The sequence below is a fragment of the Spiroplasma endosymbiont of Andrena trimmerana genome, assembly GCF_964019575.1.
Lineage (GTDB): Bacteria > Bacillota_I > Bacilli_A > Mycoplasmatales > VBWQ01 > Spiroplasma_E.
This window is the reverse complement of record NZ_OZ026455.1, coordinates 1,139,879-1,163,168: the sequence shown is the minus strand read 5'-3', so window position 1 is coordinate 1,163,168 and position 23,290 is coordinate 1,139,879. Positions and strand designations below refer to the sequence as shown.

At 24.8% G+C, this 23,290-nt stretch carries 39 protein-coding genes; 29 read left to right on the top strand and 10 right to left on the bottom strand.

Annotated features, from left to right (window positions below; genetic code table 4):
• Positions 1-124: 124 nt before the first annotated feature.
• The 14 genes from AACL03_RS06920 to AACL03_RS06855 all read left to right on the top strand — a co-directional run bounded on the left by AACL03_RS06920 (position 125) and on the right by AACL03_RS06855 (position 6,101).
• Positions 125-400, top strand: coding sequence for a hypothetical protein (locus tag AACL03_RS06920; RefSeq protein WP_252321084.1), 276 nt, complete (start codon positions 125-127; stop codon positions 398-400).
• A 128-nt stretch (positions 401-528) separates the two neighbouring features.
• Entirely contained in the window at positions 529-927 is a 399-nt protein-coding gene (locus tag AACL03_RS06915) for a hypothetical protein (RefSeq protein ID WP_339039917.1), read from the top strand.
• A complete protein-coding gene (locus tag AACL03_RS06910; protein WP_339039916.1) occupies positions 855-1,391 on the top strand; it encodes a hypothetical protein in 537 nt (178 codons plus the stop codon). Before AACL03_RS06915 ends, AACL03_RS06910 begins: the two co-directional genes overlap by 73 nt.
• Position 1,392: 1 nt before the next feature.
• Entirely contained in the window at positions 1,393-1,518 is a 126-nt protein-coding gene (locus tag AACL03_RS06905) for a hypothetical protein (protein WP_339038736.1), read from the top strand.
• On the top strand, positions 1,518-1,706 hold the full coding sequence (locus AACL03_RS06900) for a hypothetical protein (protein ID WP_339039915.1): 189 nt from the start codon (positions 1,518-1,520) through the stop codon (positions 1,704-1,706). Before AACL03_RS06905 ends, AACL03_RS06900 begins: the two co-directional genes overlap by 1 nt.
• A gap of 1 nt (position 1,707) precedes the next feature.
• On the top strand, positions 1,708-1,908 hold the full coding sequence (locus tag AACL03_RS06895) for a hypothetical protein (RefSeq protein WP_338956925.1): 201 nt from the start codon (positions 1,708-1,710) through the stop codon (positions 1,906-1,908).
• Positions 1,909-1,939: 31 nt separating this feature from the next.
• The gene (locus tag AACL03_RS06890; protein WP_338956747.1) at positions 1,940-2,200 is read left to right on the top strand and encodes a hypothetical protein; all 261 of its coding nucleotides are present in this window, start codon (positions 1,940-1,942) and stop codon (positions 2,198-2,200) included.
• Between the two features lie 12 nt (positions 2,201-2,212).
• Complete coding sequence (locus AACL03_RS06885) at positions 2,213-2,536, top strand: hypothetical protein (protein WP_339038743.1); 324 nt, start codon at positions 2,213-2,215, stop codon at positions 2,534-2,536.
• A 2-nt stretch (positions 2,537-2,538) separates the two neighbouring features.
• Entirely contained in the window at positions 2,539-2,736 is a 198-nt protein-coding gene (locus tag AACL03_RS06880; RefSeq protein WP_339038745.1) for a hypothetical protein, read from the top strand.
• A gap of 9 nt (positions 2,737-2,745) precedes the next feature.
• A complete protein-coding gene (locus AACL03_RS06875) occupies positions 2,746-2,937 on the top strand; it encodes a hypothetical protein (protein WP_338956933.1) in 192 nt (63 codons plus the stop codon).
• A 2-nt stretch (positions 2,938-2,939) separates the two neighbouring features.
• Positions 2,940-3,998 (top strand): hypothetical protein, encoded by a 1,059-nt coding sequence (locus tag AACL03_RS06870; RefSeq protein ID WP_339039914.1) that lies wholly within the window; start codon positions 2,940-2,942, stop codon positions 3,996-3,998.
• A gap of 9 nt (positions 3,999-4,007) precedes the next feature.
• A complete protein-coding gene (locus AACL03_RS06865) occupies positions 4,008-4,856 on the top strand; it encodes a hypothetical protein (protein WP_339039913.1) in 849 nt (282 codons plus the stop codon).
• A gap of 159 nt (positions 4,857-5,015) precedes the next feature.
• Positions 5,016-5,204: a hypothetical protein gene (locus tag AACL03_RS06860; protein ID WP_338957506.1), complete on the top strand. Its 189-nt coding sequence runs from the start codon at positions 5,016-5,018 to the stop codon at positions 5,202-5,204.
• Between the two features lie 120 nt (positions 5,205-5,324).
• Positions 5,325-6,101 carry a BspA family leucine-rich repeat surface protein gene (locus AACL03_RS06855; protein ID WP_339039912.1) on the top strand — a complete coding sequence of 259 codons (777 nt, stop codon included), beginning with the start codon at positions 5,325-5,327 and terminating at the stop codon, positions 6,099-6,101.
• 25 nt (positions 6,102-6,126) lie between these two features.
• Here the strand turns inward: AACL03_RS06855 and AACL03_RS06850 are convergent, their stop codons facing one another.
• Entirely contained in the window at positions 6,127-7,077 is a 951-nt protein-coding gene (locus AACL03_RS06850) for an IS30 family transposase (RefSeq protein WP_339038665.1), read from the bottom strand.
• A 40-nt stretch (positions 7,078-7,117) separates the two neighbouring features.
• On the opposite strand from AACL03_RS06850, the gene AACL03_RS06845 reads away from it, so the two are divergent.
• Positions 7,118-7,354, top strand: a complete 237-nt coding sequence (locus AACL03_RS06845) for a hypothetical protein (protein ID WP_339039911.1) — start codon at positions 7,118-7,120, stop codon at positions 7,352-7,354.
• Here the strand turns inward: AACL03_RS06845 and AACL03_RS06840 are convergent.
• From AACL03_RS06840 to AACL03_RS06810, 7 genes are all read right to left on the bottom strand, one after another.
• Positions 7,317-7,469 carry a hypothetical protein gene (locus tag AACL03_RS06840; protein WP_338957514.1) on the bottom strand — a complete coding sequence of 51 codons (153 nt, stop codon included), beginning with the start codon at positions 7,467-7,469 and terminating at the stop codon, positions 7,317-7,319. The genes AACL03_RS06845 and AACL03_RS06840 overlap by 38 nt on opposite strands.
• Before the next feature lie 15 nt (positions 7,470-7,484).
• Positions 7,485-7,610 carry a hypothetical protein gene (locus AACL03_RS06835; RefSeq protein ID WP_338957517.1) on the bottom strand — a complete coding sequence of 42 codons (126 nt, stop codon included), beginning with the start codon at positions 7,608-7,610 and terminating at the stop codon, positions 7,485-7,487.
• Positions 7,600-10,557, bottom strand: a complete 2,958-nt coding sequence (locus AACL03_RS06830) for an AAA family ATPase (protein ID WP_339039910.1) — start codon at positions 10,555-10,557, stop codon at positions 7,600-7,602. Before AACL03_RS06830 ends, AACL03_RS06835 begins: the two co-directional genes overlap by 11 nt.
• 82 nt (positions 10,558-10,639) lie before the next feature.
• Positions 10,640-11,413 carry a hypothetical protein gene (locus AACL03_RS06825; protein WP_339039909.1) on the bottom strand — a complete coding sequence of 258 codons (774 nt, stop codon included), beginning with the start codon at positions 11,411-11,413 and terminating at the stop codon, positions 10,640-10,642.
• Between the two features lie 121 nt (positions 11,414-11,534).
• Positions 11,535-12,170: a zonular occludens toxin domain-containing protein gene (locus tag AACL03_RS06820; protein WP_339039908.1), complete on the bottom strand. Its 636-nt coding sequence runs from the start codon at positions 12,168-12,170 to the stop codon at positions 11,535-11,537.
• Positions 12,171-12,187: 17 nt separating this feature from the next.
• The gene (locus tag AACL03_RS06815; RefSeq protein WP_339039907.1) at positions 12,188-12,472 is read right to left on the bottom strand and encodes a hypothetical protein; all 285 of its coding nucleotides are present in this window, start codon (positions 12,470-12,472) and stop codon (positions 12,188-12,190) included.
• 192 nt (positions 12,473-12,664) lie between these two features.
• The gene (locus tag AACL03_RS06810; RefSeq protein ID WP_339039906.1) at positions 12,665-13,510 is read right to left on the bottom strand and encodes a hypothetical protein; all 846 of its coding nucleotides are present in this window, start codon (positions 13,508-13,510) and stop codon (positions 12,665-12,667) included.
• 445 nt (positions 13,511-13,955) lie between these two features.
• Between AACL03_RS06810 and AACL03_RS06805 the strand changes: the two genes are divergently transcribed.
• On the top strand, positions 13,956-15,200 hold the full coding sequence (locus AACL03_RS06805) for an ISNCY family transposase (RefSeq protein WP_339038837.1): 1,245 nt from the start codon (positions 13,956-13,958) through the stop codon (positions 15,198-15,200).
• Positions 15,201-15,341: 141 nt separating this feature from the next.
• On the opposite strand, the gene AACL03_RS06800 is transcribed toward AACL03_RS06805, so the two are convergent.
• On the bottom strand, positions 15,342-15,833 hold the full coding sequence (locus AACL03_RS06800; protein ID WP_339039905.1) for a hypothetical protein: 492 nt from the start codon (positions 15,831-15,833) through the stop codon (positions 15,342-15,344).
• Positions 15,834-15,865: 32 nt separating this feature from the next.
• Positions 15,866-16,726 (bottom strand): hypothetical protein, encoded by an 861-nt coding sequence (locus AACL03_RS06795; RefSeq protein ID WP_339038780.1) that lies wholly within the window; start codon positions 16,724-16,726, stop codon positions 15,866-15,868.
• Positions 16,727-17,212: 486 nt separating this feature from the next.
• Here AACL03_RS06795 and AACL03_RS06790 point away from each other — a divergent pair, with 486 nt between their 5' ends.
• From AACL03_RS06790 to AACL03_RS06730, 13 genes are all read left to right on the top strand, one after another.
• Entirely contained in the window at positions 17,213-17,488 is a 276-nt protein-coding gene (locus AACL03_RS06790; RefSeq protein WP_252321084.1) for a hypothetical protein, read from the top strand.
• A 128-nt stretch (positions 17,489-17,616) separates the two neighbouring features.
• A complete protein-coding gene (locus AACL03_RS06785) occupies positions 17,617-18,480 on the top strand; it encodes a hypothetical protein (RefSeq protein ID WP_339038734.1) in 864 nt (287 codons plus the stop codon).
• A 1-nt stretch (position 18,481) separates the two neighbouring features.
• Positions 18,482-18,607 (top strand): hypothetical protein, encoded by a 126-nt coding sequence (locus AACL03_RS06780; protein WP_339038736.1) that lies wholly within the window; start codon positions 18,482-18,484, stop codon positions 18,605-18,607.
• On the top strand, positions 18,607-18,795 hold the full coding sequence (locus AACL03_RS06775; protein ID WP_339039001.1) for a hypothetical protein: 189 nt from the start codon (positions 18,607-18,609) through the stop codon (positions 18,793-18,795). Before AACL03_RS06780 ends, AACL03_RS06775 begins: the two co-directional genes overlap by 1 nt.
• A gap of 1 nt (position 18,796) precedes the next feature.
• Positions 18,797-18,997, top strand: coding sequence for a hypothetical protein (locus AACL03_RS06770; RefSeq protein WP_338956925.1), 201 nt, complete (start codon positions 18,797-18,799; stop codon positions 18,995-18,997).
• A gap of 31 nt (positions 18,998-19,028) precedes the next feature.
• Positions 19,029-19,289, top strand: a complete 261-nt coding sequence (locus tag AACL03_RS06765; RefSeq protein WP_338956747.1) for a hypothetical protein — start codon at positions 19,029-19,031, stop codon at positions 19,287-19,289.
• Positions 19,290-19,301: 12 nt separating this feature from the next.
• A complete protein-coding gene (locus AACL03_RS06760) occupies positions 19,302-19,625 on the top strand; it encodes a hypothetical protein (RefSeq protein ID WP_339038743.1) in 324 nt (107 codons plus the stop codon).
• Between the two features lie 2 nt (positions 19,626-19,627).
• Positions 19,628-19,825: a hypothetical protein gene (locus AACL03_RS06755; RefSeq protein WP_339038745.1), complete on the top strand. Its 198-nt coding sequence runs from the start codon at positions 19,628-19,630 to the stop codon at positions 19,823-19,825.
• A 9-nt stretch (positions 19,826-19,834) separates the two neighbouring features.
• A complete protein-coding gene (locus AACL03_RS06750; protein ID WP_338956933.1) occupies positions 19,835-20,026 on the top strand; it encodes a hypothetical protein in 192 nt (63 codons plus the stop codon).
• Positions 20,027-20,028: 2 nt separating this feature from the next.
• On the top strand, positions 20,029-20,580 hold the full coding sequence (locus tag AACL03_RS06745; protein ID WP_339039904.1) for a hypothetical protein: 552 nt from the start codon (positions 20,029-20,031) through the stop codon (positions 20,578-20,580).
• The gene (locus AACL03_RS06740; RefSeq protein WP_339039903.1) at positions 20,534-21,088 is read left to right on the top strand and encodes a hypothetical protein; all 555 of its coding nucleotides are present in this window, start codon (positions 20,534-20,536) and stop codon (positions 21,086-21,088) included. The genes AACL03_RS06745 and AACL03_RS06740 overlap by 47 nt, the downstream gene beginning before the upstream one ends.
• 9 nt (positions 21,089-21,097) lie before the next feature.
• Positions 21,098-21,946, top strand: a complete 849-nt coding sequence (locus tag AACL03_RS06735; protein WP_339038750.1) for a hypothetical protein — start codon at positions 21,098-21,100, stop codon at positions 21,944-21,946.
• Between the two features lie 33 nt (positions 21,947-21,979).
• On the top strand, positions 21,980-23,140 hold the full coding sequence (locus AACL03_RS06730; RefSeq protein WP_339039902.1) for a hypothetical protein: 1,161 nt from the start codon (positions 21,980-21,982) through the stop codon (positions 23,138-23,140).
• Positions 23,141-23,290 lie beyond the last annotated feature (150 nt).

Genomic DNA, 23,290 nt, shown 5'->3' with positions numbered 1-23,290 from the left:
AATATTAATATTAAGAACTTTTTATTTATTAAATTAATTTTATAATTATGTATTTTTAATTTAATTATTTATAATTGTTTGCCAATTCAATTTATATTTTATATAGAAAGAGTTGGTAATTTTTATGTTCAAAGTTCAATTAGTTAATATTGATAAAAATAGAATGATACCTGATAAAAATAATCAAGGTCAAAATTTGAAATTTGATGTTTTAACCTTTTTAGAAATTAATAAACAAACTAATATACCTACCGGTAAAGTACGGGATAAATGATATAATCCGTTAGTAGTTAATGATTTTACACAATATTTACATAAACTTAGTTTTAAAGTTGGTAATTATTATGATTTAAAATTGGATTTATCCGGTACTATTGTAGATATTACTGAATGAAAATAATATATCAACAAATAATTAAATAAGGGGCTTATATATGGATTATATATTTTTCATTTTAAGCCCCAATGAATTAGATTATAGTTCATATATAAGCTCCTTATTAGTATATAAAGTAAGGAGTTTTATTTATGCCTAATGTATTAGAGCAAACTAGTAATTATACTTTAACTAAAATTTTAAGAACTGGATTAAGTCCATTAAGTGCTATGGTTGGAGTTAGTGCTTATTATGGTCAATATTTAAAAGACCCAGTATTAGGTTCTATTAATTCTTTGTTATTTAGTAAGAAGTTAGGAATTGATATATGAAATATTAATCAAAGACCCACTACTAGAAATAAAGTGATTAATAATTATAAAAAGATATTTTTAGGTTTAGGAACAATTGGTTTAGTTAATTATGCTAAGTTTGTGCAGTGTGTAGATAAGTCAGTTTCTTTATTAAGAGATGAACCATGTTTTTGACCACCTTGTCTACTGAACCACCAAGACCAACTTATTCACCCTTTACAACTGTTAAACCAATAATTGATATGCCTTTTGTAGATTGAGATACTTATATATCTTTAAATAGTTTTGGTATAGCAAATGTTATTAGTGGTTTAACTGAATTAATACCTAATAGGTTTCAAAATATAAGAAAGATAGCAAATATGGGTACTGGTGGTTGTTTGATTAGTAGTGGTGTTGCTATGGGTATTAATAATGATTTTAGTAATTATTTTGCTATTCCTACTATTATTGCCGGTGCAAGTGAGATTATTAATACTTTATTGTTACCTTTGGGAAGTACACATAATAATACAGAATTACAAGAAGTGTTTACTGATGAAAGAGCAAGATTAATTAATGCTAGTATTAATGATTATCAAAGTACAAATAACAGTATGATTGATGTTGATTTAAATGATGATAGTATATCGGAGATTAATTTAGATAGAGCAAGTTTAAATTGGGATTATTCTTATGCTTATACGTTAGGTGGTGTTTAAAATGAAAAAAGATAAATGAAAAAATATGCCAAGACAAAAGTTGCATAAGAAAAAGGCAAAAAGAAATTTTGAACAAAGATTAAGTGAAAATATGAGTTTTAATAATTTTTTAGGAGGTAAAAAATAATGGTTAAATGACTAGTTGCGATAATTGCTGTTCTGGGAACTTCTTGATTTTTTAAAGATTCTATTAAAAAGTTAGTTTGAAAATTTAAACATAAAAAACATGAGGTAATTGAACCTGATTGTTGATATTGTAAAGAACAAAAACGTAAAGAAAGAGCAAGAAAAGAGTTAGAGGAGGGAGGTGATTAGTATGCCAAAAGGTTTAAGTGCTTTAATAGAAATGATTGGAGGTATTGGTCAAAAATTATTAGAATCTTTTAGTTATGTTTTTAATTGAGTATTTGCTGGTGATTCAATAATGACAAATTGACCAGTCTTAATTCCAATATTTATGATGGTTTTAGTATTTATTAAAGAATTCATAGGACATATTATTCGTGGATTTAGATAGAAATTATTAGGTTTTTTAGGAGGTAATAGTTATGATTAAATTATTTTTTGCAATAATTTTTGTTTTTCCTTTATTAGGTAAACTTTTACCTTCTTTAAATAATATTGTGCAAAATATTTTACAAAGTTATATTACTGATTTTTCTGGTTTACATAATTTATCTTTGGTTATTAAAAGTTTTATTTTTGGTGATAGTTCACAACAAATAGTTTCTATGCCAGCACCATTGTTAGCAATTATTTTAGTACTTTTTACTTTTTCATTAATTTTAAAATTATTAAAAATAATATAGGAGTAGTTTATTATGGGTGTTGCTTTTATTTCAAAAATTTTAGAACTATTTGGACAAATTTTTATGAAATTTTGAAATTTACCAATGGCAGATTTAGGTTTTAATTTGGGAACTTTTGTTGTTTTTATTCTTTTAATAAAGTTTGCAATGTCAGTTTTTTTAAATATTGATATTCAGCCAGTTTCTACATCGGGGACTGTAAAACAAAGTTATAAAAATATTAAAGGTGGTTCAAAATTTGTTGGAAAGCAAATTGCTAAGCAACATGAAAGAAAACGTTTAAGAAATAAGGCTAAGGGTGTTGAAAATAAAAAAGGAAAGTTTGTAGGTACTTAATTATGAGTGATTTTGTGAATAGTATATTGCATTTAATTTTTATATTTTCTAGTAATGATATTAGTATATTTTTAAATCAAACTAATATTACTGATGAAGTTTATATTTTGTTTAATTTGACTTTTTGGTTGGTATTAGGTGTATTTTTTAATTTTATTTATCGTAGTATTAAATTTATTTTTAGGTCATTGTTTGGGTAGGTGTTAAGTATGAGTGTTTGAGATATTTACAATAAAATACATCAATGTATAGTTGATTATTGAACTATGTTTATAGGAAGTCCAGTTGACCAATTTACTACTATTTTATGAAATTTAGTAGTTTATGGAACGCAGTTTTTTATTGGATTTATTATATTTTATGGTTTATGATGAGTTTTAAGATGTTTGTTTGGTAAATAATTATGTGATTTAAATTTGCTAAATTGTTTTTTGTTGTAAATACTTCTGTTCAAGCACCAACTAGTTTAATTGTTTCAAATGACCCTAATGTCGTTAATTATGATATTACAAAAGAAATGGTTAAACATGTTAAGTATCATAATTTTGATGATTGAGCAACAATACCATGAAATTCTGCTTATTTTGATGTTGACCAACCGGATTTAAAATTAGTAAGTGGTGAATTTATAGGTAATAATGAGGGTTTATATACGTGTTATTATTATAGTGATACAGTTGGTGTTCCGTCACAAATGATAGATATGGGAACTGGCGTTTATACTTTTAATAGAAAACAATTAGATAAATTTTCACCTATTATGTTTAATCATAATTATGTTGCAAAGAATAATACTAATAATTTAAATTTTGTTAATACTGGTAAAAGTATTATAAATTTTCAAACACAGTTAAATTTTGAAATTGATAAACCTTTAAGTTTTTATATTCAAGGTTTTATGTTTTATTTTGAATATGAATATTTTAAAACTTTTACTGCTAATTTTACTTTTAGTTTTTTAGATTATGTTGGTGATACAAAATATGTTTTTAAAGGTAAAGTGGATAATGATATTTATCAACAAGATTTATATAATTTTGTTACCATGCCTATTCGTGTTCCAAATTTAAGACATTTAACAGTATTTTTTGATGTTCATGGTGAATCAACTAGACCAACTTTTTCACCACAGTTGAATTTTGGTCAAATCAATATTTTTTCAAGTGAAAATATAACGCCAGTACCACCAAATAGTACTTTTAATCCTGAGTATGAAAGACCAAGTTGATATGATGTTTTTGGACATTTACGTAATGCTTTTAGATGAGTACTTTATGGAGTTGTTGGTAAAGTTTTACCAGTTGAGCCATTAAGACAATTTCTTTTTACAACAGATAGTTTATTACGACACATTTTTTCAGATACGATTAGTACTGCTTTAAATGTTGATATTGTTAGTGGAATAGAAAATATTATACCTTTATGATTATTTGTTAGAGCAATTAGTTTAATTATAGGTTAGGAGTTTATTATGCCTTGATATGGTTATGTGTTATTAGTTATAGGTTTGATTATAATTATTTATCCAATTCTTATAACTATTCGTAATGTTAAAATTTTAAAACGAGTTGGTAGTTATATTATTTCAGCACCTCCAAGAACTGGCAAATCTGCCCTTGCTTGTTGTTTAGCACAAACTCATAAGAAACGAGTAGTTAGTCCTTTCCCTATTAAGTTAAAGACTGGTTATTCTTATTTGGTTAATTATAACGATGTTTTTACTTTTAATCAGTTAGCAAGTAATTATGCTTTTGAGGAACAAGATTTAATAATTTTAGATGAATTAGCATTAAAAATAAATTCTAATGATTTAGGAGTACAGTTTAAAAATCAACAAGAAAGTTTAGGACAATTTTGTAAGTTAATAGGTCACATGTTTAATGGTACAATGTATTTGATTGAACAACACCCTAATAGAATACCAGTACAAGCAAGAGAAAAAGTAGAGTATGTTGTGCAAGTTAAAAGAATGCGTTTTTTGGGCTTTGTTGTTATATTTAATCTTAATTTATATACTAATATTGATGATTATAATAAAGTAGTGTTTTCACGTCGTAGAACAAAGAAAATGATTAAAAGAGGTATTATGCCTCCAAGTTATAGTGGTGAAGCAATGGCTATGACTTTATTTTTTCCTAGACATTGGTTAAAAAGGTATAATTCACGTGCTTTACATTATGTGCATGAACTTAAAAGTGAATTGTCACCTAAGAAATACCTTAAAGAAGCAAGTAGTATTGATATGACTTATAGTGATATTAAGTCTGCTGGTTTAGATAAATTGGATAATATTTTAAAGAAAAAGGGAGATAAAAATTAAAAAAAATGGCCGGAACCAACAAAGAACCTTTTGTTGGGTTGGCCGCGGGGTTTAGCCCCGCTGGGGTGAGTTGCGAAGCAACAAGGGGCAAAGCCCCTATTACTTGGTTTTAAAGTAATTGAATTTTTAATTTTAAAAAAATAAAGGGGAATTAAAATTATGCCATCAATAACTGAAATAGTTAATATATATTACACACAAGATTTATTAAAAGAAAGAGAAAAAAATAAAAATATTAAAAAAGAAAAAGTAAATGACAAATTAGATGTTAATAAAATAAATGCTAATGATACACAAAATAAACAAAATTCAACAAACAAAGATAATAGTTATTGTAGTATTTCATAATTTGTTATTAATACAAATATACAAAAATAGTTAATTGCATTTATTTTTAAAAACACTAAAATGTAGTTAACTTCTTAAATTTAAGAAGTTATTGGAAAAAATAAAAAGGGGGTTTTCATAATGAAAACATTATTAACAGCAGTAAGTCTTTTAACATTTGCAACAACCACAGGAAATTTAGCAAGTTTCTTAAACTCAACTATACAAAAAAATAATATTACAACTAACTATATTCAAAATAAAACTCAACAAGACACAATTTATATTGACAAAGATGGCAAACAAATAACAACTAGTGAAAAAGACTTATCAAAGATAAATAGTAAAGAAATTATTCAAATTGGATTTTATAAAAATATATTAGGAGAAATTCAAGTTGTTAGAATGCCAAGAACAATTGAAAAAGTACCTGACAAATTACCACCAGAAATCACATCTTTAAAAAATATGTTTACAGGTGCAACCTCATTCAATCAAGACCTTTCAACATGAGATACTTCCAATATAACAAATATGAATTTTACATTTAATGGAGCCACTTCATTAAATAGTAATATTACTAATTGAAATGTTTCTAATGTAAAAAGTACTTTTGTTATGTTTGCAAATGCAACTTCATTCAATCAAGACCTTTCAACATGAAATGTATCTAATATAAACCGTTTTAGTCTTATGTTTTATGGTGCAACCTCATTCAATCAAAACATTTCAAATTGAATTACTTCTAATGCAGTATATATGAATTTTATGTTTTATGGTGCTAAAAAATTTAACCAAGACCTTTCAAAATGAAATGTAAATAAAGTAAGAGAACATAGTAACTTTGCAAATTATTCAGGAATTACTAATCCTAATAAATTACCAAAATTTAAAAATAATATTATAACAATATATTAATGCTAAATTGTAAAGGTAAGTGCAACTAAATTATTTTTCTATCCAAATATTCGATTGGTGAAAGATAATTTAGTATTTTTCTCGGTTTTTGATTTAAAGACAATATAAATTTATGAACTTCATTTTTATTAGTTTTTGAAAAAATAAATTTTTTAGGAAATTTTTCTCTAATTAAACCATTAGTATTTTCATTAGTACCTCTTTGTCAAGGTGAATATGGATTGGCAAAATAAATTTTTACATCTAAATTTTTTTCAAGTTGTTGTCAATTTGAAAATTCTTTGCCACGATCAAAAGTAATAGTTTTAACAATGTTTTTAGGAAGAATTGATAAATAATAACTGACATTTTTATTAATAACTTTAGTAGTTCTGTTTTTAACTAATATTGCTAAAGTAAATCGTGATACTCTTTCAACTAAAGTTATTAAACATGATTTGCTTTTACCTCGTGATGATACTATAGTATCTCCTTCTCAATGACCAAGTGTTATACGATCATTAACATTTATATCTCGTTCTTTAATTGATTTACCATTAAACTTGCCACGATTTTCTTTAGATTTTCGTTTTTTACCTTTTCTTCTTAAATTTTTACTAGTAACTTTATCAAGCATTCCAAAATAAATTCAAGTATAAATTGTTTTAAAACTAATAACTCATTCTTTATGAAAATTTTTAATTCTGCCATAAATTTGTTCAGGTGATCAACCTAATAGTAATTTTTGTTGTACATATTTTACTAAATTCTTATTTTTAAACTTATGAAAACTAATATGTGATTGTTTTCGATTTTCAGCTTTATTTTGTGCAATTAATGAAAAATAATGATTATTATCTTTATTTCTATTAATTTCTCGAATAATAGTACTAATACTTCGATTAAGATTTTTAGCTATTTCACTAATTTTAAATTTAAATTTCAATTGATTCTCAATATAAATTCTTTCATCTATGCCAAGATGTTTATAACTCATATAAAAACTCCTTACTTTTTTCTAAACTAAATTTAGCATTATGAAATTTTTATATGAGAATTTTTTGCAATTTTATTTACTTGCACTTACAAGTATAACTCAGCATATAAAAAAAGTAAGTAATGTTGATTTATCTAATATTACTGCTGAAAATAACGTTTGAAAATATTTAACAAAAAATAACGTAGCAACATATGCAGGCGGCGAAAACTATTATCAATATTATTTTGCTTACCATGTTATTGGATTAAATCATGATACATTACATAAAAATTAAATAATGCGATTGGTTCGGGAATAGGAGCAGTCTCTGCTGTCCTAGGTGTTGCCTTACCAGCATTAGCTCCAATAATTGGTGCAGTTGCAGCAATATTAATTGCACAATGATACATATGACAAATTTCTGACTATGATAATGGTAATGGAGTTGTTATTGATATGGTTGGTTTAACACCAACATGAATCGTTAATGTTTCATCACAATAAAAAAATAATAAATTTATTTTTAATATAACATAAAGTTTAAACGACATAATTAACATTTTTCACTGATTTATCGCTTTCAATAATTTTTTTAGCATCTGCTAATTTAATGGCTACCATTTTCGTAATTCCTTGATTTTGCATAGTTGTCCCATATAATACATCACAATTTTCCATTGTGCCTGGACGATGAGTAACAATAATAAATTGTGTATATTGTGAAAAACTACGAACATATCTAGCAAAACGCTCTAAATTTGCTGGATCCAATGGTGCTTCAACCTCATCTAATATTGTCAATGGCAACGGCTTGACTTTTAAAATAGCAAATAATACTGCTAATGCAACTAATGATTTTTCACCACCTGATAATAAGTTTAAATTACTAATTCTTTTACCAGGAGGATTAGCAAGCACTTCCACACCTGTATTTAAAATATCATCAGGTGATGTATATCGTAAACTACAAGTTCCTCCACCAAATAAAGTTTGAAATGTTTCGGGCAATACCATATTAATAGCTTTGATTGTTTCATCAAATTGCGTTACCATAACATTATCCATTTCATCAATGGCTGTTAACAACGATTGTGATGCTAATTGTAATTCATCATGTTTAGTTTTTAAACGTAAATAACGTTCATTTTCATTTTCAAATTCTTCAATAGCATTAATATTTACAAATCCTAAATCTTCAATTTCACTACGTAATTGTTGTACCAAATTACGTGCTTGTTGTTCATCTGCTAATGGTTCACTATAATGTTCTCTAGCATATTCATAAGTTAAATTATAAGTTTCAACTAAACGTCTTAAATGTTGCTCTACTTTTGACTCCATTTTTACTTGTTCAAGCTTTTGATTATTTAATTTATCACTAGTCATAAAATGTTCTTGATTTAAACTATATAATTCATTTTCTAAATTTTGCATTTGTTCTAATAATTGATGTTTCTGTTTACGAATTAATTGTAGTTGACTTTTTATTGTTGCTTGATCATATTTAGAATTTTCATATTGAATAAAAATATCATTTAATTGGTTTGTAGTATCAATATCTAATTTTTTACCAGTTAATGTTTGATATTGAGTAGTTAATAATTGTGATTGATTAGTGATTTCACTAATTTCACTAATCAGTTTATTTATTGTTAAAGTAATTGTCAACTTTTGACCTTGATAATTATTTAATTCGCTTTCAATACTTGTTCTTTGGACATTTATATTAACTAATTGTTGTTCTAATGATTTAATTTCTTCTTTTAATTCAGAAACTATTAACTTTTCTTTAAAAACATTAATACTATTTTGATGTTGATAACCTCCAACAATAGCACCACCAGCTTTAATTAATTGACCATCTAAAGTTACACATTGGTATTTAGCAGCAATTAATTGTGAAATAACTCTTGCGCTTTCTAAGTCTTCACAAATAATAGTACGACCTAAAAGAAAATTAATAATCGGCTGAATTCTATTATCAACTGCTGTAACTAAATGATGAGCAAAACTTAAATAACCTGATTTACTATTAACAATAATTTCATCTTCTTTAGTCGCTGTTCGAACTTGAATTGAATTTAAAGGTAAAAAAGTGGCAATTCCCGCTTTATTTTGTTTTAAAAATTCAACAGCCTTGGTTGCATCTTTGTTAGTCGCCGTAACAATGTTTTTTAAAGTATTGCCCAATACTTTAACAATCGCTTCACTATAAAGATCGGGCACCGAAATTAAATCACTCACTACTCCAATGATGCCATATAGTTTATCTTTATTATTTAAAATTGTTTGAACACCCAAATATTTTTGATTTTGTCGTTGTTGATAATTAATTACCGATTCTAATTGTGCTTTTTTTTCACCTAAACCACGATGAATATTATTTTGTCCTAAAATTAAATCTTGATGTTGAACATTTAGTTCTTCAAATAAATTATTAATTTTATCAAAATTTTCTTGTTCTTTTTTTTGTAAAAAAGTTTTTTGTTCAATAATAGTAAGCAAAGTTTCAATTTCATTTTTTAATTTTTCAACTTCTGTTTGATCTTTTATTTCACTTTGTTTTGTTTTCATTAACGATTTTTGTTGTTCTAAAACTTGCAATAAACTATTAACATTAGATAAATTCATTTCTAAACTATTAATGTTTTTATCTAAATCATAACTTTTATTTTTTAAAAATTTTAATTGTTGTTCATTCTTACTAATATTTAAATTAAGTTGTTGTTGTAAAATTTCATTATCATTTATACTGAATGTTGTAAGTTTTAATTGATTATGATATGTCTCCAAATCTTTAACAATAATAGTAATTTCATATTTTTTTAAATTATCACGTAATTCAACATAAGTTTTAGCTTTCTGTGCTTGTTTTGCTAATGGTTCAATTTTTCTACTTATTTCACTAATAATATCATTAACTCGAACTAAATTTTCATTAGTACGCTCTAATTTACGTAATGACTCTTCTTTCCTCTTTTTGTATTTTGAAACACCCGCAGCCTCTTCAAATAAAGTTCTTCTTTCTTCTGGCTTAGAATCAGCAAATCGTGAAACATTACCTTGACTAATAATTGCAAGTGAACCTTTAGCTAAACCTGTACCCATAATAATTTCTTGTACATCTTTTAAACGAACACGAGCTTTATTAATGTAATATTCATTTTCTGAACTATTACGAAAAGTTTTTCTAGTAATTTGTACTTCATTAAAATCAACTTTAAATATTTTATTAGTATTATCAAAAACTAAAGTAACTTGAGCACTATTTAATGGCTGTTTTCCTTTAGCACCATTAAAAATTATATCTTCACTATTTTCACCACGTAATGATTTAACTGATTGTTCACCTAAAACTCAACGAATAGCATCATTAATATTAGACTTCCCAGAACCATTAGGGCCAACAATACCTACAATATTAGTATCAAATTCTATTGTTAAAGGTTCTGCAAATGACTTAAAACCATATGCTTCGATTCTTTTTAAGAATGCCATCTTACCTCACCTATTTTAAAATATATATTTATATTTTACCATGAATCAGCTTAATATTTATTGTTAAGATTTAGCAGAAATATTACTTTATTTGCATTATTATTTGTTCTTTAATTGTTTTATAATAAAATTTATTAATTCACAAATAAAATAATGTAGTACTAATAATTAACATTATAACTAAGATACTATTAATTCATAATGGAATTCCAATAATTGAATAATTAAAGTTGAGAATATTATAAGGATAAATAAAATTTTTAACATCATTTGCTTGTAAAATACCGGCTCTAATATAAATATAAGTTAGATAAATAACTACTAATATAAATTGTTTTTTAATATTGATATTAAATTTATTTTTTCTAAACGTTAAAATTAAAAAAATAATCATCAATATTGGTGATACTAAATGATCTAAAAAGGAACAAAATAAAGATAAATTATTCAATTTTCAAAATCAATTAAGTTCTAAATCTAACTTTGAAACACTATCAATAAATATCCCCGCTCAAAAAATAAGGGCAGTAATAGTTATGTATATTGTTAAATTAATTTGACTATAAATATTAGTGAATCTATTTGTCTGCTCTTTTTGATGATAAATTAAAGAAAATAAAAATCAAATATTAACAATAAATATTGTTTGAGAAGACCAAAATGATAACATTACATCAAAGTTTTGCAATACTATAGAATTATAAAAATTATCTTTATTAGTATTACTAACATATCAAAATTCAGTAAATACAGAAAAGATGATAGTCAATATTGATAAAATAAAAATTAATATACAACTTAATAATTTATATAAAAATCTTCAATCTTTAAATTTTTGCTTATATAATAAAAACACAAATTATTCCTCTTCGAAAAACAAAATCATATTTAACAAGTATATAGGGACTACGTCCCTCGCCACTACGTGGCTCACCCAAATTATAGTCCCAGTAGGTTCACTGGGACTATAACTATTTTTATTTATCTTTATTTTTAGGTTTATCTTTTTTCTTTAAAATATTATCTAATTTATCTAAACCAGCAGACTTAATATCAGTATAAGTCATATCAATACTACTTGCTTCTTTAAGGTATTTCTTAGGTGACAATTCACTTTTAAGTTCATGCACATAATGTAAAGCACGTGAATTATACCTTTTTAACCAGTGTCTAGGAAAAAATAAAGTCATAGCCATTGCTTCACCACTATAACTTGGAGGCATAATGCCTTTTTTAATCATTTTCTTTGTTCTACGACGTGAAAACACTACTTTATTATAATCATCAATATTAGTATATAAATTAAGATTAAATATAACAACAAAGCCCAAAAAACGCATTCTTTTAACTTGCACAACATACTCTACTTTTTCTCTTGCTTGTACTGGTATTCTATTAGGATGTTGTTCAATCAAATACATAGTACCATTAAACATGTGACCTATTAACTTACAAAATTGTCCTAAACTTTCTTGTTGATTTTTAAACTGTACTCCTAAATCATTAGAATTTATCTTTAATGCTAATTCATCTAAAATTATTAAATCTTCTTCTTCAAAAGCATAATTACTTGCTAACTGATTAAAAGTAAAAACATCATTATAATTAACCAAATAAGAATAACCATTTTTTAAATAGAAATATCATGTTTTGCTTTATTAATATCTTGCATATTATCAGCATAAGTCAAAGTAACAAAACTTAAAACCTTTGAATTATAAAAATTATGATACGCTTTATGTATTAATTTTGTTTTAGTCCGAATTGCATTATTACGTAATTTTTTATCATTAATCCCTAAATTTTTAATACCAATTTCATTACGTTTATTATTTAAAATAGCACTCATAGGCAAAACTATATTTTTAACATAAGCACCATAATAAACTTTTTTAATATAAAAATTTTCTTCCATATATAAAAATCCTCGACAGCATTATTAATTTTATATATTTTTTTACTAACAAAATAATCATAACACAAAAAACAAAATAATTAATGAATTATCTTGCGGTGAATTGTGATACTTAATTTAAATATAATAATAACAATTTTTTTTGCTAATTTAACAAAAAATAAGTATTAATTAAATTTTGGCATGAATATTTTAATAAGAAGCAAGCGAAGTTGAAGATAAATTTCTACTAGAATCACTTTCTTTACTTTGTTCAAGTTCATCAAAATTGTTTTCTAAAATTGGTAAAAATTCTAAATCACATTGCTCTTTTATATCATTAAAATCCACAATTGGACTATTTTTTTTAGGTAGCACATTTTTTAATTGTGTCTCTAGTTGTGCAATTTTTTCTTCTTTTTCTTCAAGAATTTTTTTTAAATGTTGAATTTCAGTATCTTTTTTTTCAAACTCAGATTTGAAAGCAGTAGTTATTGCTTCAACTGCATCTCAATCTTCATCTTCAGTTTCTTCTCATTCTTTTTCAACTTTTGCTTTAATTTTTGGAATTAAATCTTCTATATATGTATCAATATATTTAATAATCATTTCAAATAATAAAGAATCTTCATTTTTAGTTGCTACATTTTCATTATTATCAATTGTCTTTCAACTATTAATAACTTTTAATCTTTCAATAGGAAAAATTTCTTTTAATGATTTTATAAGTGACTGATATTGTTCTTCAATTTTTTGAAATATTTCATTAAGTTTTGCTTGAAAAAATTCTTTTTGTTTATTATTTGTTAATTGAGGAGTTTCATTTTCAATAGTTTTAATATTCTCTAATACTTCTATTTTTTTAAAAATTTTGCTTACTTCCTTTTCACTTAAGAAATTATCTTCAACTAATGTAAATTTAGTGTATAAATTACAAAATTTTCTAGATAAAAAATAATATTTTTCCTCTTCAATTAATTTTTTAAGCAAAATTTTTCTGCCTTCTTTATTTAATATTTGAAAATTAGCTTCTTCACTATCGGAAATTGCTAATACCAAATAATTATCATTTTCTGTTTTTAAATAAATAAAATTTGATCATGGTAACTTATATTGTAAATTATCATTTTTATATTCAATTTTAATAATTAATCCTGGTTGTAAAATATTATTGATGGTATTGTTTAATTTATATTTTTCACGATCTCATTCATTATTTTTAAATCATAAAATAAATTCATAAAGTGAAATTGTAAAAGACTTAATAAATTCAATATTATTGGGAGCATACCGATGTTGTCAATAATATTCAAATTTGTCTTTAAATTATAAGTTTAGACGAGAATAATTTAGACTTCAATATGCAATTGTAAGTTAATCTTAACACTTCAAAAATATTAGTCAACAATAATACTTACTTTGTGTCATTATTTAGTGATAATTTCCTATTAGTTATCGAGCAAAAATTTCCCAAAAGTAAAGTTAAATATACTTGGTGATAAATATGGAAAGAAGCATGACTATGAAAGAAAAATATAAGTTTAATATTATAAATGACATTATTATTAATAAATTATCTAAACATCAAGCTAAGAATAAACTTAACCTAACTATTAGAAGAATTAACCAATTAATTCAAATTTTCAATAGAGAAGGTAAAGTTGGTTTTATTCATAAATCCCGAAATAAAATTTCTAATAAAACAACAAATTTTGAAATCAAAATTAAGATTATAAATTTATATAAAACCAAATATTATAATTTTAATTTTCAACATTTCCATGAGAAATTAAACAATGAAGAAAAAATTAAAATTTCATATAGTACACTTTATACTATATTAATTAAAGAAAAAATTACTTCACCAAAAAGACATAAAAATAAGAAAAATAACTTGCATCCTACAAGAAACCGAAGAACAAATTTTGGTGAATTAATTCAAATGGATGCAAGTAATCATCATTGATTTGGTAAGGATAAACCAAAAGCTTTTTTACATGCTGCAATTGATGATGCTACAGGCAATATTGTCGGACTATGATTTGATCATCAAGAAACATTAGATGGTTATTATAATGTTTTTTATCAAATTTTAACTAAATATGGCATACCAAAAACATTTTATACTGATAATAGAACAGTTTTTGGATATAAAAAACAAATCGATGCTGGCAAAATAAACACGGAAAATGATACTTATACTCAATTCCAAAAGTCTTGTAATGATTTAGGTGTTGAAATTATTAGAACTTCCATTCCACAAGCTAAGGGTAGAATCGAACGCTTATTTGGAACACTTCAAAGTCGCTTAATTAGTGAACTTAGACTTAATAAAATTAAAAATTTAGAAGAAGCTAATCAATTTCTTAAAATATATATAAGTATTTTTAATAAGCAATTTGCCTTACCTATTGATAATAATAAATCTGCTATGATTAAAGCTCCAAACCAAGAAGAAATAAATATTTATCTTTCAAGATTTTCTAAAAGAAAAACGGATAGTGGTTCAACTATAACATATTATGGTAAAAAGTATTTTCCTTATAAAAATAGCAAAGTTCAATACATACAACCTAGAACTGATGTAATTGTACTTAAATCGTTTATTAATGAGTTATATCTTAGTTATAATCATCAAATATATGAATTAAAAGAAATAGCACCAAAACCAATTATCAAAGAAGAGTTGATAAAAACTAAAAAGGTTTATATACCAAATAAAAACCATCCTTGAAGATATGGATACTAATAATACCAAATTAAAATTAGATAAAATTCTTTTTATAAAAGATTATTTTTGTGAATACTTAACTATATAAAATTTTAAATCGTTTGTCGAGCAGCAAATTTGATGCCTTAAAATTGATTTTAAAGATATAAAAAAATAAAATTATACACCACCAATAGCACAAGCACCAGAAGCCATTGTTGTAATACCACCAACAACATTACCAATTATGGGAATAGTATTTAAAGCACCATTAACAATAGTTAATGTGTTTTCACAATTTAAATTTGATTTATTTTCTAGATTTAGAAGTCTGTTGTCAAATTCATTAACTTGTTTTTTTAAAGTTTCAAAATCTGCTTTGATTCCTTGAATATTTTTGTTTAATTCATCTAACTTTAATTCATGTTCAATTAAAGTTGAAATATAACTTCAATCTCTTATATAACCTTTTATTATTTCTTTTTCTTGTCTTTTTCAATTATATAATGCTTGAGGATTAAATGTTTTAGAATTATTGATTGCTTGTGGTAAAGTAGAATTTCATTCATTTATATGTGCAAATCATTGTTTAACTTTTGAATCATTTGCTATAATATTTGAAATTTCATTAAATTTATCTTGTGTTACATAGGTAAAAGTTGGTTTTGTCAAACCATAAGAATAGGGACTAAAAGTACCAACAATTATTTTTTTTCAAAATAGCCAATAAAGTGTGAGTAATTAGATTTATCCAATAAATAAACTTCTGATAATTTAAAATTATGATATTTTTTCTTTATGGCACTTTTAATTTCGTTATCAACGTTATGATTAATTTTTCCTAAATTAATTTTTATATCTTTATTTCAATCTGGAAAATCATTTTCTAAATTATCAAGACGATTATTTGGATAATATTTCTCATCTTCTGTTATTATTCTTACTGATTCAAAATCAAATCAATTAAATGGTTTTTCATAAAGTACAATTTCTATACGTTCTTTTCTAGAACTATCTGTATATACTTTTTCAATTTTTGAAAAATTATCTCAAATTGTTTTACCTACTTGTTGTATTTCTTTTCATGTTCATGGAAAAATTGCAGTAATTGAAATATCATTAGAATTATATCGTTGCATCATATCCTCTTTAAATTTTTCGCCAAGTTCTCATGCAGGATTATCTTTTCAATAATGATAATCAGCTATTATTCCTTCAAAAGTTTTTGGTGTAAATGAACAAGTTACTTTACCTCAACTACCCCTTATTTCGTTTTTACCATTTAATGTTCTTTTTAATCGATTTCTGTGTTTTTCATGACGATGTTTATTCATATTTATTTTGCTATTTGTTGTTGGGTTGTTAATAATAAAATCTGTTTGATTATTACTTGCAAAATTTAATTGTTGATTTACTAAATCTAAACTAGTCGTATTTTTTCTAACTCAATTTTTAATATTTGAATTATCAATTGACTTACCATTAATACCTTGTATTTTATTATTTAAAAGTGGAGCAGTTAATACTCACAATTTAAATCAATAACTTGGACTAAAATATTTCATAATTTTGTTCTCCTTTGAAAGTAAATATAAAAATATTTACTTTCAAAACAAAGCAACTTTTATTTGTTAAATTTTACTTCTTTTTTATTTTTTTTGATAAATATTTTTGGGAAATTTTCACTCGATATTGACAGTAAAATAATACTATATTTGTATTTTTTTGTGATTTTGTTATACTTTAATTATGGTAAGTATTATTGTTTTTCGGACAAGAAATGATAATGCTTACTTTTTTGTTGTATATTTATTGATATTTTGTTTAATTATGATATTATTTACACATAAGTAAATATGTTTTAAATTAGTTTTTAAAATTTTATTTAACTTATTTGAATTGGTAACAATTCCTTGTCCGGGATAGTTAAATATTAATATTAAGAACTTTTTATTTATTAAATTAATTTTATAGTTATGTATTTTTAATTTAATTATTTATAATTGTTTGCCAATTCAATTTATATTTTATAGAAAGAGTTGGTAATTTTTATGTTCAAAGTTCAATTAGTTAATATTGATAAAAATAGAATGATACCTGATAAAAATAATCAAGGTCAAAATTTGAAATTTGATGTTTTAACCTTTTTAGAAATTAATAAACAAACTAATATACCTACCGGTAAAGTACGGGATAAATGATATAATCCGTTAGTAGTTAATGATTTTACACAATATTTACATAAACTTAGTTTTAAAGTTGGTAATTATTATGATTTAAAATTGGATTTATCCGGTACTATTGTAGATATTACTGAATGAAAATAATATATCAACAAATAATTAAATAAGGGGCTTATATATGGATTATATATTTTTCATTTTAAGCCCCAATGAATTAGATTATAGTTCATATATAAGCTCCTTATTAGTATATAAAGTAAGGAGTTTTATTTATGCCTAATGTATTAGAGCAAACTAGTAATTATACTTTAACTAAAATTTTAAGAACTGGATTAAGTCCATTAAGTGCTATGGTTGGAGTTAGTGCTTATTATGGTCAATATTTAAAAGACCCAGTATTAGGTTCTATTAATTCTTTGTTATTTAGTAAGAAGTTAGGAATTGATATATGAAATATTAATCAAAGACCCACTACTAGAAATAAAGTGATTAATAATTATAAAAAGATATTTTTAGGTTTAGGAACAATTGGTTTAGTTAATTATGCTAAGTTTGTGCAGTGTGTAGATAAGTCAGTTTCTTTATTAAGAGATGAACCATGTTTTTGACCACCTTGTCCTACTGAACCACCAAGACCAACTTATTCACCCTTTACAACTGTTAAACCAATAATTGATATGCCTTTTGTAGATTGAGATACTTATATATCTTTAAATAGTTTTGGTATAGCAAATGTTATTAGTGGTTTAACTGAATTAATACCTAATAGGTTTCAAAATATAAGAAAGATAGCAAATATGGGTACTGGTGGTTGTTTGATTAGTAGTGGTGTTGCTATGGGTATTAATAATGATTTTAGTAATTATTTTGCTATTCCTACTATTATTGCCGGAGCAAGTGAGATTATTAATACTTTATTGTTACCTTTGGGAAGTACACATAATAATACAGAATTACAAGAAGTGTTTACTGATGAAAGAGCAAGATTAATTAATGCTAGTATTAATGATTATCAAAGTACAAATAACAGTATGATTGATGTTGATTTAAATGATGATAGTATATCGGAGATTAATTTAGATAGAGCAAGTTTAAATTGGGATTATTCTTATGCTTATACGTTAGGTGGTGTTTAAAATGAAAAAAGATAAATGAAAAAATATGCCAAGACAAAAGTTGCATAAGAAAAAGGCAAAAAGAAATTTTGAACAAAGATTAAGTGAAAATATGAGTTTTAATAATTTTTTAGGAGGTAAAAAATAATGGTTAAATGACTAGTTGTGATAATTGCTGTTCTGGGAACTTCTTGATTTTTTAAAGATTCTATTAAAAAGTTAGTTTGAAAATTTAAACATAAAAAACATGAGGTAATTGAACCTGATTGTTGATATTGTAAAGAACAAAAACGTAAAGAAAGAGCAAGAAAAGAGTTAGAGGAGGGAGGTGATTAGTATGCCAAAAGGTTTAAGTGCTTTAATAGAAATGATTGGAGGTATTGGTCAAAAATTATTAGAATCTTTTAGTTATGTTTTTAATTGAGTATTTGCTGGTGATTCAATAATGACAAATTGACCAGTCTTAATTCCAATATTTATGATGGTTTTAGTATTTATTAAAGAATTCATAGGACATATTATTCGTGGATTTAGATAGAAATTATTAGGTTTTTTAGGAGGTAATAGTTATGATTAAATTATTTTTTGCAATAATTTTTGTTTTTCCTTTATTAGGTAAACTTTTACCTTCTTTAAATAATATTGTGCAAAATATTTTACAAAGTTATATTACTGATTTTTCTGGTTTACATAATTTATCTTTGGTTATTAAAAGTTTTATTTTTGGTGATAGTTCACAACAAATAGTTTCTATGCCAGCACCATTGTTAGCAATTATTTTAGTACTTTTTACTTTTTCATTAATTTTAAAATTATTAAAAATAATATAGGAGTAGTTTATTATGGGTGTTGCTTTTATTTCAAAAATTTTAGAACTATTTGGACAAATTTTTATGAAATTTTGAAATTTACCAATGGCAGATTTAGGTTTTAATTTGGGAACTTTTGTTGTTTTTATTCTTTTAATAAAGTTTGCAATGTCAGTTTTTTTAAATATTGATATTCAGCCAGTTTCTACATCGGGGACTGTAAAACAAAGTTATAAAAATATTAAAGGTGGTTCAAAATTTGTTGGAAAGCAAATTGCTAAGCAACATGAAAGAAAACGTTTAAGAAATAAGGCTAAGGGTGTTGAAAATAAAAAAGGAAAGTTTGTAGGTACTTAATTATGAGTGATTTTGTGAATAGTATATTGCATTTAATTTTTATATTTTCTAGTAATGATATTAGTATATTTTTAAATCAAACTAATATTACTGATGAAGTTTATATTTTGTTTAATTTGACTTTTTGGTTGGTATTAGGTGTATTTTTTAATTTTATTTATCGTAGTATTAAATTTATTTTTAGGTCATTGTTTGGGTAGGTGTTAAGTATGAGTGTTTGAGATATTTACAATAAAATACATCAATGTATAGTTGATTATTGAACTATGTTTATAGGAAGTCCAGTTGACCAATTTACTACTATTTTATGAAATTTAGTAGTTTATGGAACGCAGTTTTTTATTGGATTTATTATATTTTATGGTTTATGATGAGTTTTAAGATGTTTGTTTGGTAAATAATTATGTGATTTAAATTTGCTAAATTGTTTTTTGTTGTAAATACTTCTGTTCAAGCACCAACTAGTTTAATTGTTTCAAATGACCCTAATGTCGTTAATTATGATATTACAAAAGAAATGGTTAAACATGTTAAGTATCATAATTTTGATGATTGAGCAACAATACCATGAAATTCTGCTTATTTTGATGTTGACCAACCGGATTTAAAATTAGTAAGTGGTGAATTTATAGGTAATAATGAGGGTTTATATACGTGTTATTATTATAGTGATACAGTTGGTGTTCCGTCACAAATGATAGATATGGGAACTGGCGTTTATACTTTTAATAGAAAACAATTAGATAAATTTTCACGTATTATGTTTAATCATAATTATGTTGCAAAGAATAATACTAATAATTTAAATTTTGTTAATACTGGTAAAAGTATTATAAATTTTCAAACACAGTTAAATTTTGAAATTGATAAACCTTTAAGTTTTTATATTCAAGGTTTTATGTTTTATTTTGAATATGAATATTTTAAAACTTTTACTGCTAATTTTTACTTTTAGTTTTTTAGATTATGTTGGTGATACAAAATATGTTTTTAAAGGTAAAGTGGATAATGATATTTATCAACAAGATTTATATAATTTTGTTACCATGCCTATTCGTGTTCCAAATTTAAGACATTTAACAGTATTTTTTGATGTTCATGGTGAATCAACTAGACCAACTTTTTCACCACAGTTGAATTTTGGTCAAATCAATATTTTTTCAAGTGAAAATATAACGCCAGTACCACCAAATAGTCCTTTTAATCCTGAATATGAAAGACCAAGTTGATATGATGTTTTTGGACATTTACGTAATGCTTTTAGATGAGTACTTTATGGCGTTGTTGGTAAAGTTTTACCAGTTGAGCCATTAAGACAATTTCTTTTTACAACAGATAGTTTATTACGACACATTTTTTCAGATACGATTAGTACTGCTTTAAATGTTGATATTGTTAGTGGAATAGAAAATATTATACCTTTATGATTATTTGTTAGAGCAATTAGTTTAATTATAGGTTAGGAGTTTATTATGCCTTGATATGGTTATGTGTTATTAGTTATAGGTTTGATTATAATTATTTATCCAATTCTTATAACTATTCGTAATGTTAAAATTTTAAAACGAGTTGGTAGTTATATTATTTCAGCACCTCCAAGAACTGGCAAATCTGCCCTTGCTTGTTGTTTAGCACAAACTCATAAGAAACGAGTAGTTAGTCCTTTCCCTATTAAGTTAAAGACTGGTTATTCTTATTTGGTTAATTATAACGATGTTTTTACTTTTAATCAGTTAGCAAGTAATTATGCTTTTGAGGAACAAGATTTAATAATTTTAGATGAATTAGCATTAAAAATAAATTCTAATGATTTAGGAGTACAGTTTAAAAATCAACAAGAAAGTTTAGGACAATTTTGTAAGTTAATAGGTCACATGTTTAATGGTACAATGTATTTGATTGAACAACACCCTAATAGAATACCAGTACAAGCAAGAGAAAAAGTAGAGTATGTTGTTCAAGTTAAACGTATGCGTTTTTTGGGTTTTATTGTTATATTTAATCTTAATTTATATACTAATATTGAGGATTATAATAAAGTAGTATTTTCACGTCGTAGAACAAAGAAAATGATTAAAAGAGGTATTATGCCTCCAAGTTATAGTGGTGAAGCAATGGCTATGACTTTATTTTTTCCTAGACATTGGTTAAAAAGGTATAATTCACGTGCTTTACATTATGTGCATGAACTTAAAAGTGAATTGTCACCTAAGAAATACCTTAAAGAAGCAAGTAGTATTGATATGACTTATAGTGATATTAAGTCTGCTGGTTTAGATAAATTGGATAATATTTTAAAGAAAAAGGGAGATAAAAATTAAAAAAAATGGCCGGAACCAACAAAGAACCTTTTGTTGGGTTGGCCGCGGGGTTTAGCCCCGCTGGGGTGAGTTGCGAAGCAACGAGGGGCAAAGCCCCTATTACTTGATTTTAAAATAAATGGGTTTTTTATTTTTAGAAAGGAAGAAAAAATAATGGCAGCTGAAACTTATATTAGAAAATTAAAATTATCGCCAACATTTGCATTCACAACACAACAAATCCGTTCATTGACAAAAGAGCAAAGAGAAGCGATTGATAAAAAACAAACACCAGTATTTACAATGGAACAAATGAGAACATTTACACTTGAACAAATGGAACAACTTGCAATTGATCCAGATCTTATTGCTGAAGCCATGAGATTATCAGAAGAAGAAGAACAAGTGGAACTGGCAAAAAAATTATCGTTAGAAAAAGAAAAACAATCTGACATAATAGTAAAAGAATTTAAAGAAACATCAATGCCCTCATCACAAACATTTAAAGTAGAGACAGAAATAAAATTAGTTACTGAAGAGGAAATACTAAAACAAGGAGTAAGACCCAAAGGAAGTAAGATTATTCAACCTCAAATTCAACGTACAAATAATAGTCATCAAGAAAAGGTAATAATTTCCGAACCAACCATTTCACCATCTCTTTATGAAAGTAGTTTAGATTTACAAGCAACCAATGAAGATGATGAATTTGGTTTTGTAGTTGTTGATGAACCTTATAAAACATTACAATCAGAAGAAGTATCTGAGAAAGAAAGAGAAGATATTGATAGAGCGATTGCATTGTCATTGCAAGACCAATTTAATGTAGAACAAGAGCAAAAAGATATTGATAGAGCGATTACATTAGAGGCTTTATCATTAAAAAGACAGGAAAGAAATAATAAAGCAATTGGTTTATATTTAGAAGAACAAGAAGAACTTGAAAAATCAGCAAAAACACAATCAAATTTAATGCAAGTAATCAAAAAATCTGAAATAGAAGAAATTAAAGTTTTAGAACAACAAAAAATATATAAAATTTTAAATTTCTTAATTAAATTAGTAACTTTTGGAAAAATTAATAAAAATAAGAAAATTGAAATAGAAATTAGTCAAAAATGAAAAAAATATCAGAATCATGTAGTAAAAAACCAAAAACAAATCCAACATTATTTTCAAAATCATCTGGAAAAGATTTTAATAAACAACAAGTAAACAATGAATCAGCAAACCTACCATTAATAAACTTAAATAAACCAAGAACATCACAAATGTAAAATATTAAGAAAAGAGTTATCTTATTTAAGATGAAATATTATTTTTTTTATCTTGGGGTGACCTTTTCTTTTTTAATTTGTTCAAAGA